Consider the following 15,785-nt stretch of genomic DNA (forward strand, 5'->3'; position numbering starts at 1 on the left):
GCTTATTATAGTAGTTGGAAAAAATGTCTTATAACTGTGAATTTGCCACAAAGAATCCAGAAGAATTCCAATTTAAGTGGATTTTTTGAAACTAAATAATGGTTCCACACGTATTCATAGTAGAGAGAGGCTCACGGTTGATGAGAGGTTTCTGATAAATAACTACCCATAACTCCATGTTAAAGCATCTAAAAACCGGACTATTATGAAGAGAGTAACTCATGAAAATCATTTCAAAAAATATAATACATACTGGAGTTTTTATAAGGTGGAGACGGTAATATTAGAAACCCAATATACATATTACGTGGGTTTTAGAATTTTAAGGGGGAATGGAAATGCTTGAAGGAGCATTATTGTTTGTGATTTTAGGAATTATTGGTTTCTTAGTCGTCGCCGGCGGAATTATAACGTTCATCATTTTTAAAGTGCGTTATAAAACGGCAAGCTCGAATGAAGCCTTGATTGTGACGGGGCCAAAGTTAGGAGATCCCGAGAAAGAGAAGAATGTGTTTGAAGATGATAATGGCCGTTCAGTGAAGATTATCCGCGGGGGCGGATATCGTCTGCGTATGTTCCAAACGGCTACCCCAATTGATTTGACTTCTTTTCAGCTGCAAGTTAACTCGGAAAAAGCGTACACCAAGGAAGGAATTCCGGTACGCGTAGCGAGTACAGCAGTGATTAGTATCGGCAGTGAGCTTGAGATCATGGCGAATTTTGCCGAGAAATTCTTAGGGAAAAAGCAAGATGAGCGAGAATCCGAATTGAAGGATGTCTTAAATGGTCACTTGCGCTCCATCATTGCGTCGCTGCCTATCGAGAAGATTTACAATGATTTTAAAGAGGTCAATACACAGGTGAAGAAAATTGCTGAATCCGATTTAAAAGGTATGGGCTTTGAAATTACTTCGTTCGCCTTAAATGACGTAGAGGACGTTGATCAAGAGAATGGTTATATTGATGCCCTCGGGCGTCCACATATTGCTGAAGTACAGAAGAAGGCGAATATGGCAGAGTCTGATGCGCAAAAAGAAACACGGATTTATCAGGCGAAGAATGATCAGGAAGCTCAAAATGAAGAGATTCGCCGTTTAACTGATGTGGCAGAATCGAAAAAAGAGAAAGATATAAAAGAGGCTGAATTTAGAAAAGATACGAATCGGGCCAAAGCTAATGCTGAACAAGCGGGTGAGATTGAGCGTCAAAAGCTCGCTCAGCAAGTTAAGGACGAAGAATTGAAGGTTCAGTATATCGAGAAACAACGTGCGGTTGAACTTGAAGAAGAAGAAAATAAACGCCGCCGCTCCATCGCTGATGCTGAGGCTTACCAAACGACCAAAAAGGCAGAAGCGGAAGCAGAGAAGGAGCGCATTAAAGGTGAATCAGAAGCAGAAGTTATCCGCCAGCGTGGTATAGCTGAAGCGGAATCGAAAGAACGGATGGCTAAAGCCATGGAACAGTACGGAGAAGCAGCCATTATGGAGATGATGATCAATGTATTACCTGACTATGCAGAAAAGGTATCTGCTCCTCTGTCCCAAATTAAAGATATGAAAGTGATTGATATGGGAGGATCCAATTCTCAAGGCGGGTCCGCGAAAGTGGCGAATAGTGTAACTTCAACTATGCTGGGTATTCAGGAATCTTTAAAGGAAACTACCGGAATGGACTTGAAAGCAATGCTTGAGAGCTATGTTTCACGAGGGAACGTTAATCCGTTTGATCCTTCTCCTGACAGCCATTATCAAGAAGCAGCGGCATCTGAGGAATATAAGACGAGACCTCAAGAAGCAGAAGAAGAAGCTCCAGAAAAAGAATTGGAAGAGGAAAATAAAGGATCAGACAAAAAGTAAATGAACCAGAAAAAGCTAAATAATGCAGATGATCCATAATCATCTGCACAAATTCTAAAGCCAAGCCGGCAGAATCTGCGTATTCTGCCGGCTTGGTCTATTTTGTCGAGTATTGACAACTGCTTTACAGAGAGGTAGTTTGATGATAACTTAATATTTAGAAAATTATAAAATAATGAACAACTCCACAGGATCCAGTTAACTTTTTAACTGGATTTATTTTTCCTATTGGGAGAGGCGTTCACGTAGGAGGGAGCAGAAAAACATGAGGAAACCTGATTTGATTTTCTTCAACGGCGATGTATTGACAATGGATGATTCATTTCCTCAAGCCAGTGCTGTGGCAGTGAAAGATGGAATGATTGCAGCTGTTGGGGACGAGTCATATGTGTTCGACTGGAAAACGGAACAGACAGAAATCATCGATTTAAACGGAAAAACGCTAATGCCTGGATTCATCGAAAGTCACATTCACCCAACCATTTACGGAAGTACGCTGCTTGAGATTGACTGCAGGCCAGAAATCGCTCCTTCGATGGAAGACCTTTTACACAAGGTAAGCGAAGAGGCAGTGAAAACTCCTGAAGGTGAATGGATACGAGGGTTTGGCTGGGATGATAGTAAGTTAGCAGAAAAGCGAAATCCGACACGGTGGGAATTGGATGAAGCTGCTCCTAACCATCCGGTAGTGTTGAAAAGATCTTGTGCTCATATGGCCGTAGCGAATTCCAAGGCGCTTGAGCTGAGTGGGATTACAGAAGAAACGTCTGATCCTTCTGGCGGTCATATTGAACGAGACGAACATGGAAACTTAACGGGATTACTTCAGGAAAAAGCGCAAGGGCTGCTAGATGTTCCTCGTTACGACCTTGAAGACATTGCCAAAGGAATGAGGCTGGCTCAGCAGCAATTCGCTGAATGGGGAATCACGACTGTTCATGATATGTCGACTCAAACAGCAGACCTGCAACTATTTCAGTATTTGCAGAAGCGAAATGAATTAAGAGTCAGAGTGCGGCCATGGATATGGGCGATTGATCAAAATGGCTTTGACGGTTCGTTAGATGAAGTGTTAAAGGTGGGGTTGAGAAGTGGATTCGGGAATGATCTTGTGAAAATTCAAGGTATGAAATTTATGCTGGATGGAAGCGTGGGCGGGAAAACTGCAGCCGTGTACGAGCCCTACGCAGGAACAGAGGAAAAAGGGATTCTGTATAATGCGGCAGAAGAAATCTATCCGCTCATGCAAAAGGCGATAGAAGCGGGACTGCGGGTAGCGGTTCATGCGATTGGAGACCGTGCGATTGAGGTGGCGATCGAATCATTCGAACAGATACATAACAACACGAACATAACAGACATGCGCAACAGGATCGAGCATTGCGTCATGCCGACAGCCGCTCATTTGAAGCGCATGAAGAACTTAAAGCTGGTGGCAGCCTCTTCGATAGGCTTCCTGTACCATATTGGTGATAATTATATGGCTAAACTAGGGACGGAGCGCATGGACGGGATTTTTCCGCACAAGTCTTATAAAGACTATGAAATTGTCGCACCAGGTAATTCCGACTTGCCTGTTAATAACGGTAATCCATGGCAGGGAATATACAGTGCCGTCACGAGAAAAACGTCCAGTGGACAGGTTGTGGCTCAAGGAGAACAGGTTTCCGTCTGGGATGCGTTGAAAGCGTTTACGACAGATGCGGCCTACAGCTCTTGTGAAGAGCAGCTGCTTGGGATCATTAAAGCAGGTGCGAAGGCTGACCTTATCGTTCTTACTGAAAATCCGCTTGAGATTAAGCCCGAACAATTAAAAGAATTGAAGGTGCAGCAAACGTATATGGAAGGCGAATTGACGTTCAGTCAAAGCCAGTCGTATCAAAAAGCCTTGAAAGGGTGATGGGATGTTTTCTGAACAACAGCAAACGATATTGTTTTTCATCGTAGTTGTCTATTTTTTCTTTTTATTTGGTCTTTCCCTCTATATTAATAGGAAAATTAAAACGTACGATGATTATAATGTGGCCGGGCGGACGATATCACTCATCCCGCTCATCTTAACCTTTACAGGAACAGCGATTGGCGGTTCCATTTTGCTTGGCTACATGACGAATGGTTATTTATACGGAATGGGGCAGCAGTGGCTTGCGATTGGATTTACGTTAACATCAATCATTTTGGCGTTTGCTATGTTAAAGCGAATTAGGATTTTAGGTGAAAAATATAATATGGTAACGATCGGAGATTTCACGGCATTGCGGTTCGGGGAAGCGGCTCGAATCCCAACTATGCTGAGCATACTTGTCGCCTATTGTTCCATCACTGGCATGCAATTTGTAGCGATAGCAACGATCTTGAATTTGACAGTTGACTTAAGTATGACGACAGGCATTCTAATCAGCTGGGTGTTATTAACGCTGAAAACGTACTTCGGCGGATTAGTTTCAGTTATCTGGCAGGATGCGATTCATGGTACGATTCAAACAATCGGAGTCGCGGTGCTGCTTGTTGCCGTGTGGATGGCTTCTGGTGGATGGAGTACTGTTACAGAAAATGCAGCTGCTATGGGCAGTCCGAATGCGCTTAGTATTTTTAATATTTCTCCCTACAACTTCTTTGTTTTTTTATTTACGATTGGGGCTTATCAGTTCGTCAGACAGGATTTGTGGCAGCGCTTCTGGGCTGCCAAGGATATTAACATTGCCAGGAATGGGTACTGGGCCGCGATTATCCTTGGGTTTCTGACAGCAAGCGGAGTGATTGTCATTGGCGTTCTAGGGAAGTTCGGCATGCAAATGACAGACATTGACCCGACTTTAATTTATTATGAACTGAGTGCTGCCGTACTGCCATTTGCGCTCGTTGTCATTATGGTTATTGTTCTGCTGGCCACAGTCATTTCCTGTGCCGATTCCTTTTTTCTGGCAGCTTCAACATCTATTGTCAATGATCTCGTTAAACCGAGGCTGGGTGGTAAGTCCGATCAACATAACATGCTATTATACAGTCGCTTATCAGTCGCAGCCGTATCGGTCATTGCTGTGCTATTAGCTCTTTATATTCCTACTTTGGTTACTCTTTGGGTAACTGGTAGTGCGATGCTCGTTTCCGGATTACTAGCCCCCGTTTTGTTCGGCTTGTTTTGGAAAAAGACGACCAAAGCCGCAGGAGTATCAGGAATGTGGCTGGGATTGTCAGTGGCAGTGATTTGGCAAATTGCAGGTCACCCGTTTGGTGCTCATCCAGTCTTCATTGGATTTCCTCTATCGATTATCACCGTTATTGCAGTGACCTTGTTTTCTAGACAAGAAAAGGAAAACGCCATGTATGAGGAGTTTAGAAAGACGGTTTAATTTTGGAGATGCCGGATCGATTGCAATTCAATAACTTCATCTTTGGGACTTCTCATAATAACGATTGGGGATTAAAAAACAGTGAGGAACGCATGCTATAGGTTGAGGTGATGACTTTGAAGAAACAGCCCAAGAAGACATTCGATTTCCCCACACAGGCAAATACAAATGGTGAAATAAGTGTAAGAACCGGCCCCAATAGTTTAGGGGAGAAAGACTGGTTTGCCGGAGATTCCGTAGATGAACATATGGAATTGGAAGCTGCCAATGCAGAACTTGCTGAAAAGGAAATATCTCAAACGTTCAATAATTCGTAACAACGAGTAGAAAAAAGCCTGAAAATCCAGCAGTGTATAGAACACTGCTGGATTCCAGTTTAGCAAGGTTATGACTATGAAGCCTGCTGCTCCTTTAACACCGTTACTTTTTTCTTTGATTGGGTCATATTAAAGACCACGTTCAGGACAATGGCTGTTACACTGCCTGCGACAATCCCGTTACTCGTCAAGATTTGGATGCTCTGCGGGAGCTGTGCGAACAATTCAGGAACTACTGTCACCCCAAGCCCCATACCTACGGAACACGCTACAATCATTGAGTTTTCAGGAGAATCTGTAATGACGCTGCTTAACATTTTAATCCCTTGTGCAATGACCATTCCAAACATGGCAATCATTGCTCCGCCCAACACGGCAGTTGGAATAATGGTTGTTAAGGCAGCAATTTTTGGAATGAACCCTAAAGTAATCAACATCATACCAGTAACGAGGATGACTTTTCGAGATTTAACTCCAGTCATATGCATTAAGCCGACATTTTGAGAAAAAGCGGTGTAAGGGAAGGAGTTGAAAATTCCCCCAAGTAGAATGGCTAAGCCTTCTGCCCGGTACCCTCTAGAAAGATCTTCTTCGTCTAATGTTTCCTCGGTCATATCTCCCAGGGCAAAATAAACTCCTGTCGATTCGACCAGGGAAACCATGGCGACCAGGATCATCGTTAAGATCGCTGACCATTCAAAGGTTGGCATCCCAAAGTAGAAGGGCTCCACCATGTGGAACACAGAAGCCTCTGTAACGGCAGCAAAATCAACTTTTCCAAGAAAGGCGGCTGCAATCGTTCCTCCAATCAGACCAAGTAAAATGGAGATGGATCTGGTAAATCCTGTTGTGAACCGATACATAAGAATAATAAATAATAGTGTCCCGAAGGAAAGAGACAGATTAGTGATAGAACCAAAATCACTTGCACCTTGCCCGCCACCCATATTGTTAATGGCTACAGGGATTAAGGTGATGCCGATTACGGTAACTACGGTCCCTGTCACGACTGGCGGGAAAAAGCGGACTAATTTTCCAAAGAAACGACTGATGAGAACAACAAATAAACCAGATACAAGGATGGAGCCATAAATAGCCGAGATACCATACTGTCCGCCAATTGCAATCATCGGACCGACGGCTGTAAAGGTACAGCCAAGAACAACAGGCAAGCCTATTCCAAAGAAGCGATTATTTAACACCTGTAGGATTGTAGCAACACCGCACATTAAAATGTCGATAGCAACCAGATAAGTGAGCTGCTCAGAAGTCAATCCTAAGGCTTCACCAACAATAAGCGGAACTAATATGGCCCCTGCATACATCGCAAGGAGGTGTTGAATTCCTAACGTTGCTGTTTTCACACGGATGCACCTTCTTTATGAAATGTAATCTTCTGATCTGCTAATGAATCGATGATGGCAAGCGATTCAACACGAATACCTTGTTCCCTCAAGAGTTTACCGCCATCCTGGAAGCCTTTTTCAATAACAATCCCAACACCGGCAAGGGAGGCTCCCGCTTGCTGTACGATGTTTATGAGTCCTAGTGCAGCCTGTCCGTTTGCCAGAAAGTCATCCAGGATAAGTACTGTATCGTCACTTGACAAGTAATCTTTGGATACGGAAATCTCATTGGATTGATTTTTCGTAAACGAATGAACGGTTGTTGAATAGAGGTGGTCATTTAAGGTAAGAGATTTACGTTTCCTCGCAAAAATGGCCGGGACGCCTAATGTGAGTCCTGTCATTTGGGCTGGGGCAATACCAGATGATTCTAGTGTTAATACCTTCGTAACTCCCGCATCACCAAAGCGATAAGCAAACTCATCACCAATTTGCTTCATTAAGACCGGGTCAATCTGATGATTTAAAAAGGAGTCCACCTTGATGACAGAGTCGGATAACACTCTTCCTTCATCTCTGATTTTCTGTTCTAATATATCCATAATGATCACCCTTCTGTTGTAAAAATAAAAAAGCTCGAAAAATCCTGCTTCCGCACCAACTATGAGGAAAGCAAGTTTTTTCGAGCTTTGAAAAAACAAATTGAAATGATAAGAGAGCACAAAAATAGGCATCGCCTCATCATTACAGCTTTTCATAGTCGGTTCATTTAAGGTAAACCGGTAGAAACTTGCAGGCCATATCCCCGCGATTATATGAAAAAAGCGTTATTCGAATGTTATCAACAGTATAGCACGAGTTTTGTCGAAAACAACACCCGATAAAGAAAAAATAAGGTTTACAAAAATTTGGTTGGAAACACTGTCAAATTATTTACAGCCATATTGCCGCTTTGTCAATCCGTTAAAAACTGATGAATGTTATGAAACACGAGTTCACGGATTTGTTTTGATTCATTAAATAACGAATGCTTTCCGTCTTCTATATGAACGATCTTTAGATGGGGAAATTTTTTACTGATAAAATGGAGATTATGCTTCCAGGCCACTGTGTCATCTTTAGTGCCTTGAATGACACAAGTCTCCATTCCTGTTGAGCGATAGGTTTGGATGTTTTCGTTCCAACGTATCAGTGCATTCAGCCATTCTAATGGGATGGTTTCAGGTTGTAATGGATCTTTACGGACAAACTTTAAATAGGCTTGGTTTGATGAATTTTCCCGGTATCGTCTATGAACACTTTTGATAAAGGGGAAAAGTTTAATCAGGTAAAACGCTAATTTTGTTAAACACCAATGATTGGATTGAACGAGCGGTGCCACCAGAACAGCTTTATCGAAATTATGATCGCGATGTTGTAATACATAATTGATTGCGATGGCGCCCCCGGTACTATGCCCTATAATATAAAACGGTCCGGCCATCTCATCCCTTGCTTTTTTCATTAATTTTTCTAACGTTAAAACATAATTGGAGAAGTGATCGATTGAAGCAGCTTCCCCTTCTGACAATCCATGCCCCTGTAAATCATAACTGACCACACGGTAGTGATGGTCGTTTAGAAATTGAATGATATTTCTTAAGTAACCGACATGCTCCAAGTATCCGTGCAGTAAAAAAACAGTCGCTTTACTTTGCTTTGGGTTAAAAATCTGGACAGCGATTTCCTGTTCATCAATTTCCATCTTCCCAAAATGAAAATCCACATTCTCTATATCAAATCCATAGTAGTTCAGGTACCTTTGAATATCCATTGTTTTCTCAACGGGACGGTCAAAGTCTATTCGCTGCTCCCAACTTGATAAGCGTTCCAACACATTTCTAATTTCCTTGTTGTCATTCATAAGAGGTTTTCTCCTTGTAAGCTGAGCCTCGTGCAATCATCGAATTAAACCATCTTGTTTAACGTTTTCGAAGGCGGTCTGAGGATTGAATCTGGACGATCATTTGGCCGTTTTTTGATGTAGCTCGGATTAGAATGGGCTGGTTATATTCATTTTTAAAAGTAAAGTCCGGACCATACCAGCTGACTGTGGCATCTCGTCCCTTAGGTACATAAGGGACCTCCCGACTATGGGAGTAGCGCTCGACAATTTCAAGGCCGGCTTCATCTACAGCGTTATATAATGTAGAGGAAACCTGACAAATCCCGCCTCCAATATCTTCTGACAGTTCACCTTTTACAATGACAGGCGCACGCATATATCCTTTTTCCTCCGTCCGTTTTCCCACAACCTGATTAAACGAAAACAATTCACCTGGAAAGACAACGTGGTTATTAATCGCTTCAGTCGCAAGAGAAATGTTGTTCGTCCGTTCGCGATTGCCTTTTTTAAAAAAAGTTTGGTAGGCTCCGATTTGATTTGTTCTAATGTCCGCAAGTAATTCACCATCTACTTGGGGGTAATCTTGAATCATTGGTACTTTCGTCTCTACTTCTTCATGGGAGTAAAAATAATCGAGAAATTGTCTGCTTAATTTAGCACGATTCACTTTCGTACCGGCCTTGCCTTGAACAATCGTTCCGTTTTCATCGATTGTAGCATTCACAGGCTCCTTAGATAATTTGCTGTCGATTTCATCGATAAATGTTTCAAACCCTTGTTGATCCACAAACTTCTCGTCAAGGTAAGGGATCGTAAAGTCGGTTCTGCTGATCCTAGCCACCGTTTCCCCGTCGTGAGTAAGAGAGAAATAATCCGTCATATCTTCCTGTGGCAGTATAAAAAATAAAAGAAAAGGGAGAATCATGATTTTCATTTCCAACACCTCTGACAGTAGTATGAAGTAATGCCGCAAATTCATGCACAGGAAGAGGGGGAATATCAGTGTTACTTTTATTGGAAATGGCTTGCTTTGAAGTTTTTTCTAGTGAGATCAATAAAGGATTGCAAAGGGATAGTAATCAACTTATCTTTATGCCAGGCGATTTGAGTGAAAAAAGAAGAGGTAGGGTGATTCCATTTAAGTTCTTTGATCCGGCCTTCTTGCATTTCTCTATTCACGACCATAGCAGGCAAAAAGGCTATACCTAACCCTGCTAATACACATTGCTTAATTGCCTCAATGCTTACGAATTTGAATTTATTAATGGATTGAACTCCTTGTTCTTTTAAGGAATCCTCCAAGATTGTACGATAAGAACATCCTTCGTCAGTTAGCAGAAGGGTTTCGTGCTCCAGATCGTCTGGAGTAATTTCTTGTTTCCGTGCCAATGAGTGTTCTGCAACTGCCACAAGTTTCATTTCTTCCTCGATAAGGGACTCGGTGATGAGTGAGTCTCCTGGTTTAGGGACATCCATAATGAAAGCAATATCAAGCTCTCCCTTAAGAAGTTGTTCTTTTGCTGCTTCGTCTGAATGGGCAGGTTTAAAGATAAGTTTGACGTTTGGAAATTGACTTTTAAAGGCCGTTAAAATTGGAGGGAGACGATACGTGCACTGGCTTTCCTGTGCGCCAATGACGAGGGTCCCTGTCGGCTCCTTTAACTCGCCAGTCATTAACTTTGCTTCTTCAGTAAGTGTAATCATTTTGTCTGCATAACCTTTAAATTGGCGGCCCGCTTCTGTTAAAACTAATCGTTTCCCCAACCGTTCGAACAATACTGTTCCCAGTTCACTTTCTAGTGCTTTAATCTGAGCGGTTACAGTGGACTGAGCAAAATTTAAGCTCTTGGCTGTTTGAGTGAAATTTAAAGTTTCCGCTGCCATCTTAAATGTAATCAATTGTTTGGTTTCCATACAACTTCTCCCCTAATCAAAATTATCGATTAATATAATCATTATTATCATCTTTATTGATTTATAAGTTCATTATAGTATAGAAGTGGAAGCAGGAAAAAAAGCAGTGAGGAAAGGGAGTAGATGAGCATGTCAGTAGCCGTTATTTACGGAGGAACTCGTTCAAACGGGAATACAGAACAACTAACGGAACGGGTAATTAGCGAGATGGAAGCGGAGAAAATTGTATTGAAGGATTACGATATTCAGCCCATAGAAGATTACCGACACGATGAATCTGGTTTTCCAAGAGTAGGGGATGACTATAAACAACTTATAGATCGTATGCTCTCACATGATGTGATCATTTTTTCTACACCTATTTACTGGTACGGAATGTCGGGAACGCTAAAGAATTTTATCGATCGATGGTCGCAGTCCATCAAGGAATATCCAAATTTTAAAGAGAGAATGGCTGAAAAACAGGCGTATGTTGTGGCAGTGGGCGGGGATATGCCGTTATTAAAAGGGCTTCCTCTAATACAGCAATTTCAGTATATCTTTAGTTTTGTTGGGGTTGCTTTTGAAGGTTATGTTCTTGGGGAGGGAAACAAACCAGGAGATATTCAAGAGGATGTGCAAGCGAAATTTGCCGCCCAACAGCTTCAGAAGAAAATTAAAAACGAATTACGTTAGCATTGATAAATATTAAAAGCCAGCGGTGAAGTGCCCCGCTGGCTTGTTTACAGTTACTCAATTGTGAAGGAAGTCTTGGCTTTTAGCACGGGCTGAGTATGCAGGATAGCTGTAATTGAATATGTCCCCGGTTCCAAATCTTCCGGGATGGGCAGTTTGTATTCAATCTCTTCAGCTTGCTTTAATGTGATCGGCTTTTTAGGCTCGTGTTGAGGCTGACTTTTTGAATTCTCAAAAACTGTATTTCCCTGAGGATCTGCAATGATGTAGTTGTAGGCAGTTTTTCCAGAGATGACGAGCTTCTGGACGCGTTCTGTTTGGTTCTTAATTTGAAAATAAGCATGTTTTTCGCTGACTTTAAGGTTTGTCTCTAATTTTCCTGCGACAATACCTCCGGGACGGTCCGGTTTGGAATCTTCCTGGCTCCCATTCGAGTTGTTCTGGTCACCATTTACCTCCTCTGCTTTGTCGTCATTTGCGTTGTTGTCGGTGTTAGTTTGGCTGTCTTGTTGTTGACCGCAGGCTGATAGAACAATTCCCACTATCAAAAATGCCGTTAATAAAATCATGATTCTCATGGGACTTCCCATCCTTTCTAGATCACACCAATTTGTTATCTCTATTTTACTCGAAAAGGTGACAAAGTAACAATTTGTTGTTGATAAAGCCCTAACGAAGGGGCATAGTACCGTGTCTCAAAATTATAGCGCCCTGTCTCGGAATTATAAAGACCTAACTAAAAGAGATAACTTCCTAACGCATGAACATTGCGGCCTAACTCCAAATTAAACGATTCAAAGGGGGCGACAAGTTTTATTGTGAATCATATAAGCATATGCTAATATACTAATTGAGCGAGGTGATGTTCATGGAAAAAACAAAGATTGAGCTAGAAAACGCTGCCCAAACATTGAAACTTCTGGGTGATAGAACACGCTTAACCATTATGGGATTAATAAAAGATGGAGAGTGCTGCGTGTGTGAATTTGTGGAAGTACTCCAAATGAGTCAGCCTTCCATTAGCCAGCATTTAAGAAAGCTTCGCGATGCTGGGCTTGTGAAAGAACAACGGAGGGGGCAATGGATCTTTTACACAATAAACACTGCTCATCCAACATTTCCGATCGTTCAACAGATTTTAGAGCAGATTCCAGATCAAAAAGAGAAATTACGCGCATTGGAGGAAGCGGGTTTACGTATACAATGCGGTTCGTAGGGGGATTCAATTGAACTTAGCTATTATAGCAACAATTATTTTTATACTTACACTAGTGTTAGTGATTTGGCAGCCGAAAAATTTGGGGATCGGCTGGTCTGCATGTGGTGGAGCGATTCTGGCGTTACTTTTCGGTGTGGTTGATTTCCAGGATGTCGCAGCGGTGACTGACATTGTGTGGAACGCCACTTTAGCGTTTATCGCCATTATTATTATTTCACTTATCTTGGACGAAATCGGCTTTTTCGAGTGGGCTGCTCTTCATATGGCTAGAGTAGCCGGTGGAAATGGGAAGAAGATGTTTGTGTATGTCATTCTTCTGGGAGCAGTTGTGGCAGCCCTGTTCGCTAACGATGGAGCTGCACTGATTCTCACACCGATCGTCCTTGCGATGGTGAGGAACCTGAATTTTAGAGAGGCAATGATCTTGCCGTTTATCATGGCGAGTGGATTTATCGCAGATACTGCCTCGTTACCACTAATCGTGAGTAACCTGGTTAATATTGTCTCAGCAGACTTCTTTGGCATTGGATTTGTTGAATATGCCTCACGGATGATCGTTCCGAATTTCTTTTCCGTTGGGGCGAGTATCCTTGTGCTTTATTTGTTTTTCCGGAAAAGCATTCCAGAAAATTATGACCTCAATCAGTTAAGGGAACCAAAGCAGGCGATTCAGGATCATAAAATGTTCAGATTATCCTGGGCTGTGCTGGCGATTCTGTTAGTTGGTTATTTTGTAAGTGAACCATTAGGTATTCCAGTGTCGATTATCGCAGGAATTGTGGCGATTTTCTTCCTTCTGATGGCCAGAAGAAGTACCGCGGTAGAGACGACAACAGTGATAAAAGGTGCTCCATGGGCAATTGTCTTTTTCTCAATCGGGATGTATGTCGTCGTTTACGGACTGCGCAATGTTGGTTTAACGGATGTGCTAGCCAATGTTATTCAATTTACTGCTGAACAAGGGTTATTTGCAGCGACCATCTCAATGGGGTTCATCGCAGCCATTTTATCATCGATCATGAACAATATGCCGACCGTTATGATCGACGCGCTTGCGATTGCTGAAACGAACACCTCTGGCGTGATGCGTGAAGCGCTAATCTACGCCAACGTCATCGGTTCTGATTTAGGGCCGAAAATTACACCGATTGGCTCGTTGGCGACCCTACTATGGCTGCATGTTTTAGCAACAAAAGGGTTTAAGATTTCATGGGGCTACTATTTTAAAGTAGGTATTCTGCTCACGATTCCAACACTATTCATTACGTTAACAGGACTGTATCTATGGTTAAGGTTCATTTTATAACGATGAAAAAAAGAAGAGCTAAAGGGGAGACTTCACATGACTAAAAAGATTATTTACTTTCTTTGCACAGGAAACTCTTGCCGTAGTCAAATCGCTGAAGGTTGGGCAAAAAAACATCTAGGAGAAGATTGGGTCGTCAAAAGCGCTGGAATTGAAGCCCATGGATTAAACCCAAATGCCGTGAAAGCGATGAATGAGGTGGGTATCGATATATCAAGGCAGCAATCAGATGTGATTGATCCTGAAATTTTCAATCATGCTGATTTAATCGTCACCTTATGTGGGGATGCCGCAGATAAGTGTCCGATCACTCCCCCTCATGTAAAAAGAGAGCATTGGGGCTTTGATGACCCGGCTAAAGCTGAAGGAACGGATGAGGAAAAATGGGCGGTCTTCCAGCGTGTTCGTGATCAAATTGGGGAGCGAATTCATCGGTTTGCAGAAACAGGTGAATAAGAACCATAGTAATAGCCAGAACGATTAGGGTTCTGGCTATTACTAGTATGGTTTGGGAAAGTGAGTTATTTTTCTCCTTCCCAGGCGATTAGGACTTTGCCGAATTCTTTTTCAAGATTTTCTAACTTTTCTCGCTCAGTCTCTGAGAGTGTTGCCAGCTGGTAGTCATTCTTCATAGTAAAACCTCCTATCTAAATTCTCTTTTAAGTATTCGTTACTAAGCAAAAACTATTCTGTGCTGCTGTGTTTGCTTATGGGGAATTATTGAATAATAGAGAAATCGTTTATCTCCATGCTCTTGTCCCTTTGTGTATGCCATGGTAGAGTTTAATATAATATGACGGAATATTATGGTAAATATTAATTCTAGTTAGATTTCAATGGAGGTTTTTTATGAAAAAATTATTTGTCTATGTATTGCTCGCTATGTGGGTATTTGCAGGAATAGGAACACAAGGAGTCCAAGCTAAGGGTCCACAACAATATGGTGAAATTTCGTTTAACCATGTATCCTATCTAGCAACCGAAATCGGTGATCGTGTTGCTGGAACAACCGGAGAAGAATTGGCACGGGATTATATCTATCAAACTTTTGAACAATTAGGCTATCAACCGGAGGTCCAGCCTTTCTCATTCATTTGTTCGAATAACAATAAGATTCATTCTGCCAACGTTACCGCTGTCAAGCCCGGGCGTTCTAAACATGAAATTATTATTGGTGCTCACTACGACACGGTAAATCGAGTGGAGGGCGTGGACGATAATGGTTCTGGTGTAGGGGTAATGCTTGAGGTGGCAGAGAAAATCCAGAACATAGATACCCCTTACACGATTCGTTTTGTCGCTTTTGGCGCAGAAGAAACTGGGTTACGAGGATCAAATTTTTATGTTTCACAAATAACGAAACCAGAAATCAATCACACGAAGGCCATGATTAACCTGGACAGTCTTGCCGCGGGAGATAGGAGATACGTCCATGGAAACGCTGGTAAAAAAGGATGGGTCAGAGAACTAGCGCTAGATATCAGTAATGAGTTAGACATCGATCTTCAAGTGAATCCCGGACTGAATCCGCATTATCCAAAGGGAACAACAGGAGATTGGAGCGATCATGCCGCTTTTAAAGAAGCGGGGATTCCGTTTGCTTATTTTGAATCAACGAATTGGGAAATTGGAGCCCTCGATGGATATACACAAACACGGGAACACGGCTCAATTTGGCATAATCCTTTGAAGGATAACATGTCCTTTATTCAATCAGAATTTCCAGGTCGTATGAAGGAACATTTGCAATCCTATTCTCATATTTTGACAGAACTTGTTCAGCGAATTCAGCCGAACAGTAAAGGACAGTATATGCCGCGGCCAAATGAGCATTAGTTTTCACATTAGATTAAGTTGTTTTACAAAAAGGAATTAAAAGAGCCTTTCCTCCAGTGCTTAAAGGCACGGAAAGAA

At 42.1% G+C, this 15,785-nt stretch carries 15 protein-coding genes and 1 riboswitch; of the genes, 9 read left to right on the top strand and 6 right to left on the bottom strand.

The window, feature by feature from the left end:
* Nucleotides 1-338 precede the first annotated feature (338 nt).
* The 4 genes from G6R08_RS14190 to G6R08_RS14205 all read left to right on the top strand — a co-directional run bounded on the left by G6R08_RS14190 (nt 339) and on the right by G6R08_RS14205 (nt 5,526).
* Nucleotides 339-1,856 (top strand): flotillin family protein, encoded by a 1,518-nt coding sequence (locus tag G6R08_RS14190; RefSeq protein ID WP_240339725.1) that lies wholly within the window; start codon nt 339-341, stop codon nt 1,854-1,856.
* A 265-nt stretch (nt 1,857-2,121) separates the two neighbouring features.
* On the top strand, nt 2,122-3,756 hold the full coding sequence (locus G6R08_RS14195) for an amidohydrolase (RefSeq protein WP_163528781.1): 1,635 nt from the start codon (nt 2,122-2,124) through the stop codon (nt 3,754-3,756).
* A gap of 4 nt (nt 3,757-3,760) precedes the next feature.
* The gene (locus tag G6R08_RS14200; RefSeq protein WP_163528782.1) at nt 3,761-5,209 is read left to right on the top strand and encodes a sodium:solute symporter family protein; all 1,449 of its coding nucleotides are present in this window, start codon (nt 3,761-3,763) and stop codon (nt 5,207-5,209) included.
* Between the two features lie 110 nt (nt 5,210-5,319).
* Entirely contained in the window at nt 5,320-5,526 is a 207-nt protein-coding gene (locus G6R08_RS14205) for a hypothetical protein (protein ID WP_240339726.1), read from the top strand.
* A gap of 74 nt (nt 5,527-5,600) precedes the next feature.
* Here the strand turns inward: G6R08_RS14205 and G6R08_RS14210 are convergent, their stop codons facing one another.
* The 5 genes from G6R08_RS14210 to G6R08_RS14230 form a co-directional block, all read right to left on the bottom strand.
* Nucleotides 5,601-6,890, bottom strand: a complete 1,290-nt coding sequence (locus G6R08_RS14210; RefSeq protein ID WP_163528784.1) for a nucleobase:cation symporter-2 family protein — start codon at nt 6,888-6,890, stop codon at nt 5,601-5,603.
* Entirely contained in the window at nt 6,887-7,474 is a 588-nt protein-coding gene (locus G6R08_RS14215; RefSeq protein WP_163528785.1) for a xanthine phosphoribosyltransferase, read from the bottom strand. The genes G6R08_RS14210 and G6R08_RS14215 overlap by 4 nt, the downstream gene beginning before the upstream one ends.
* A gap of 135 nt (nt 7,475-7,609) precedes the next feature.
* Nucleotides 7,610-7,711: riboswitch (purine riboswitch) on the bottom strand.
* A gap of 116 nt (nt 7,712-7,827) precedes the next feature.
* Entirely contained in the window at nt 7,828-8,775 is a 948-nt protein-coding gene (locus tag G6R08_RS14220) for an alpha/beta hydrolase (RefSeq protein ID WP_163528786.1), read from the bottom strand.
* Between the two features lie 58 nt (nt 8,776-8,833).
* Entirely contained in the window at nt 8,834-9,691 is an 858-nt protein-coding gene (locus G6R08_RS14225; RefSeq protein ID WP_240339727.1) for a VanW family protein, read from the bottom strand.
* Between the two features lie 77 nt (nt 9,692-9,768).
* Nucleotides 9,769-10,671 (bottom strand): LysR family transcriptional regulator, encoded by a 903-nt coding sequence (locus G6R08_RS14230; RefSeq protein ID WP_163528787.1) that lies wholly within the window; start codon nt 10,669-10,671, stop codon nt 9,769-9,771.
* A 129-nt stretch (nt 10,672-10,800) separates the two neighbouring features.
* Here G6R08_RS14230 and G6R08_RS14235 point away from each other — a divergent pair, with 129 nt between their 5' ends.
* A complete protein-coding gene (locus G6R08_RS14235) occupies nt 10,801-11,346 on the top strand; it encodes a flavodoxin family protein (RefSeq protein WP_163528788.1) in 546 nt (181 codons plus the stop codon).
* 53 nt (nt 11,347-11,399) lie between these two features.
* Here the strand turns inward: G6R08_RS14235 and G6R08_RS14240 are convergent, their stop codons facing one another.
* Complete coding sequence (locus G6R08_RS14240) at nt 11,400-11,924, bottom strand: BsuPI-related putative proteinase inhibitor (RefSeq protein ID WP_163528789.1); 525 nt, start codon at nt 11,922-11,924, stop codon at nt 11,400-11,402.
* A 290-nt stretch (nt 11,925-12,214) separates the two neighbouring features.
* Between G6R08_RS14240 and G6R08_RS14245 the strand changes: the two genes are divergently transcribed.
* The 4 genes from G6R08_RS14245 (at nt 12,215) to G6R08_RS14260 (ending at nt 15,707) form a co-directional block, all read left to right on the top strand.
* Entirely contained in the window at nt 12,215-12,562 is a 348-nt protein-coding gene (locus G6R08_RS14245) for an ArsR/SmtB family transcription factor (protein ID WP_163528790.1), read from the top strand.
* Nucleotides 12,563-12,572: 10 nt separating this feature from the next.
* Entirely contained in the window at nt 12,573-13,871 is a 1,299-nt protein-coding gene (locus G6R08_RS14250) for an arsenic transporter (protein WP_163528791.1), read from the top strand.
* A 36-nt stretch (nt 13,872-13,907) separates the two neighbouring features.
* A complete protein-coding gene (gene arsC / locus G6R08_RS14255; RefSeq protein ID WP_163528792.1) occupies nt 13,908-14,327 on the top strand; it encodes an arsenate reductase (thioredoxin) in 420 nt (139 codons plus the stop codon).
* Between the two features lie 393 nt (nt 14,328-14,720).
* Nucleotides 14,721-15,707 carry a M28 family peptidase gene (locus tag G6R08_RS14260; protein WP_163528793.1) on the top strand — a complete coding sequence of 329 codons (987 nt, stop codon included), beginning with the start codon at nt 14,721-14,723 and terminating at the stop codon, nt 15,705-15,707.
* Nucleotides 15,708-15,785 lie beyond the last annotated feature (78 nt).

It is taken from the genome of Halobacillus ihumii, assembly GCF_902726645.1.
Classification (GTDB): domain Bacteria; phylum Bacillota; class Bacilli; order Bacillales; family Halobacillaceae; genus Halobacillus_A; species Halobacillus_A ihumii.

What these genes read in the sequence shown, in the direction of transcription:
- G6R08_RS14190 (WP_240339725.1), top strand. Translation starts at nt 339, where the DNA reads ATGCTTGAAGGAGCATTATTGTTTGTGATTTTAGGAATTATTGGTTTC.
- G6R08_RS14195 (WP_163528781.1), top strand. Translation starts at nt 2,122, where the DNA reads ATGAGGAAACCTGATTTGATTTTCTTCAACGGCGATGTATTGACAATG.
- G6R08_RS14200 (WP_163528782.1), top strand. Translation starts at nt 3,761, where the DNA reads ATGTTTTCTGAACAACAGCAAACGATATTGTTTTTCATCGTAGTTGTC.
- G6R08_RS14205 (WP_240339726.1), top strand. Translation starts at nt 5,320, where the DNA reads ATGACTTTGAAGAAACAGCCCAAGAAGACATTCGATTTCCCCACACAG.
- G6R08_RS14215 (WP_163528785.1), bottom strand. Translation starts at nt 7,474, where the DNA reads ATGGATATATTAGAACAGAAAATCAGAGATGAAGGAAGAGTGTTATCC.
- G6R08_RS14220 (WP_163528786.1), bottom strand. Translation starts at nt 8,775, where the DNA reads ATGAATGACAACAAGGAAATTAGAAATGTGTTGGAACGCTTATCAAGT.
- G6R08_RS14225 (WP_240339727.1), bottom strand. Translation starts at nt 9,691, where the DNA reads ATGAAAATCATGATTCTCCCTTTTCTTTTATTTTTTATACTGCCACAG.
- G6R08_RS14230 (WP_163528787.1), bottom strand. Translation starts at nt 10,671, where the DNA reads ATGGAAACCAAACAATTGATTACATTTAAGATGGCAGCGGAAACTTTA.
- G6R08_RS14235 (WP_163528788.1), top strand. Translation starts at nt 10,801, where the DNA reads ATGTCAGTAGCCGTTATTTACGGAGGAACTCGTTCAAACGGGAATACA.
- G6R08_RS14240 (WP_163528789.1), bottom strand. Translation starts at nt 11,924, where the DNA reads ATGAGAATCATGATTTTATTAACGGCATTTTTGATAGTGGGAATTGTT.
- G6R08_RS14245 (WP_163528790.1), top strand. Translation starts at nt 12,215, where the DNA reads ATGGAAAAAACAAAGATTGAGCTAGAAAACGCTGCCCAAACATTGAAA.
- arsC (WP_163528792.1), top strand. Translation starts at nt 13,908, where the DNA reads ATGACTAAAAAGATTATTTACTTTCTTTGCACAGGAAACTCTTGCCGT.
- G6R08_RS14260 (WP_163528793.1), top strand. Translation starts at nt 14,721, where the DNA reads ATGAAAAAATTATTTGTCTATGTATTGCTCGCTATGTGGGTATTTGCA.